Source organism: Pseudoflavonifractor sp. BSD2780061688st1 E11 (assembly GCF_005844125.1).
GTDB lineage: Bacteria > Bacillota > Clostridia > Lachnospirales > Lachnospiraceae > Sellimonas > Sellimonas catena.
This window is the reverse complement of record NZ_SPHM01000083.1, coordinates 1-2,646: the sequence shown is the minus strand read 5'-3', so window position 1 is coordinate 2,646 and position 2,646 is coordinate 1. Positions and strand designations below refer to the sequence as shown.

The 2,646-nt window shown below is 50.1% G+C and carries 2 protein-coding genes; both read left to right on the top strand.

Annotated elements, in window-relative coordinates; translation table 11 throughout:
* The first annotated feature begins 161 nt into the window (after positions 1-161).
* Complete coding sequence (istA, locus tag FGQ85_RS18010) at positions 162-1,706, top strand: IS21 family transposase (RefSeq protein WP_138374147.1); 1,545 nt, start codon at positions 162-164, stop codon at positions 1,704-1,706.
* 5 nt (positions 1,707-1,711) lie between these two features.
* A complete protein-coding gene (locus tag FGQ85_RS18005; protein WP_138374146.1) occupies positions 1,712-2,488 on the top strand; it encodes an ATP-binding protein in 777 nt (258 codons plus the stop codon).
* Positions 2,489-2,646 lie beyond the last annotated feature (158 nt).

The following is a 2,646-nucleotide window of genomic DNA, read 5'->3' as shown; positions in this document are numbered from 1 at the left end:
TGAGTATTCCGGGGCATTTTCCATCACCAGTCCGGCGTTAGGAAATCACTATTCCGGATAAGCGGAAATCACTGTTCCGGGACAGGAAATCACATTCCAGAGCCTTATAATAGAGACATGCATCGCAAGATGTAAATCTATTATAAGGAGGTCACAAGACAATGACCAAGTATCGTGAGATCCTCAGGCTGACCGCTTTGGGACTGTCACAGCGAAACATTGTTCAAAGCATCGGTGTTTCGCAGAAAACCGTAGTCAAGGTTCAAAAACGAGCGCGGGAAATGCATTTATCCTGGCCGTTGGATGAAACCTTGACAGATGCAGCGCTTCAGAAGCTGATGTTTCCCAGGGAATCAAAAGTATCCAAACAAAAACGGATGCCGGATTTCAACTACATCCAGAAGGAGTTGCTCCGCAACGGTGTCAACAAGAAACTCCTCTGGACGGAGTACCTGGAGGAATGCCGCCAGTCCGGTGATGAGCCACTCATGTATTCCCAGTTCTGTTATTACATCCAGCAGGATGAACAGAAGCGCCGCGCAACCATGCATATCAACCGAAAGCCTGGCGAGCAGATCGAAGTTGACTGGGCAGGAGATCCTGCGCAGATCACTGATCCGGATACCGGCGAGATCATCCCCGCATTTCTCTTTGTGGGTGTCATGGCATACAGCCAGTATCCTTATGTTGAGGCTTTTATGAATGAAAAGCAGCGCTCATGGATTACTGCGCATGTTCATATGTATGAGTACTTCGGCGGTGTAACTCGTATTCTGGTGCCTGATAATACCACAACTGCAGTGATCCACAACAACGACTGGTACAATCAGGAACTCAATACCATCTACCATGAGATGGCTGAGCACTACAACACGGCTATCATCCCGGCCCGCATCCGGTCACCGAAGGACAAGCCAAATGTCGAGGGCTCTGTAGGTGTCATTTCTACCTGGATTACCGCGGCGCTCCGTAATGAACAGTTCTTTTCGCTGGCCGAGCTGAACAAGTCCATCCGCAGGAAGCTGGAGGAATTCGTAAACCGTCCTTTTCAAAAGAAAGAGGGTACCCGATACGAGATCTTCCGCGACGAAGAACTGCCATTACTGGCCAAGCTACCGGCTACCCCTTATGAACTGGCGGAATGGAAAAAAGCCACCGTTCAGTTCAATTATCACATATCCATCGATGGAATGCTATACTCCGTTCCTTACGAATACATCAAACGCAAGGTGGATGTGCGGGTAACTGACACGATTATCGAAATCTTTTACAATCACAACCGCATTGCTTCCCACCACCGTCTGTATGGCCGAAAGGGGCAATACAGCACTGTTACGGAACATATGCCCGCCGATCACCAGAAATATCTGGAATGGAACGGCGACCGTTTCCGCAAATGGGCTGAGCGGATTGGAACCAATACGTGCAAGGTTGTTCATGCGATTCTTGCCTCCCAGAGGGTGGAGCAGCAGTCCTACCGAAGCTGTATGGGGCTTCTGAAACTGGCAGATAAATACTCTGCTGAGCGTTTGGAAGCAGCGTGCCGGAAGGCGCTTTCCTACACAGCGAGTCCCAGCTACAAGAGTATCAAAAACATCTTGGCAGCCGGGCGGGAAAAGATGGAACCGGAGTTACAGACTCCCGACTCTGCATCAACTCAGAACAAGCACGCCATCACTCGTGGTGCTGACTACTACAGGAGGTAAGAACCATGACCAATCAGAGTACAATCGACAAACTTATTGAAATGCGACTGACTTCTATGTCAGATGCCTTTATCACACAGATGGATGATCCAAGGATGAAGGATGTTCCGTTCGAGGATCGCTTCGGCCTTCTGGTCGACATCGAATACAATAACCGTAAGAACAACAGTCTGAAGCGTCTGATCAAGGGAGCCGGGTTCGATCAGCCGGAAGCTTACATCGCTGATATCAACTATACTTCCGGCCGGAAACTTAACCGCGGTCTGATCGAACGTCTCGCAACCTGTGAGTACATCACGGAGCACCGAAACCTGTTCATCACAGGTGCTACCGGGAGTGGGAAGACCTACATGGCCTGCGCTTTCGGTATGGAGGCCTGCAAACAGCGCTATAAAACAAAGTATGTGCGCCTGCCCGATATGCTCCTGGAGCTTGATCTGGCGCGTACAGATGGCACCTACAAGAAGGTTCAGGCCAAGTATGCCAACCCCGTCCTGCTCATCATTGATGAGTGGCTCTTGTTGAAGCCGACAGAAACGGAACAGCATGACATTTTGGAACTGCTCCACAGAAGACGGAAGAAATCCTCCACGATCTTCTGCTCCCAGTACGATCCCAGCGGATGGTACGACCAGCTCGGTGGCGATGACAGCCCTCTTGCTGAAGCCATCCTTGACCGCATCATGCACGATGCCTACAAGATCAATATCGTTCCAACTGATCCATCCAACTATCGCTCTATGAGAGAAGTATACGGCTTGGATCCGGCGCTGAGCGAATAATCGTTAACAGCCAACTGGCGTCCCCATCCTGGAGGTTCTATTTTTCAGGATGGCGGCTCCGCCACATTTATTATCTGTCTGGAACAGTGATTTCCTCTTTTCGGACAGGTGATTTCCAAAACACCGGACAGGCGCTTTCAGCGCACCGGTATATCCAT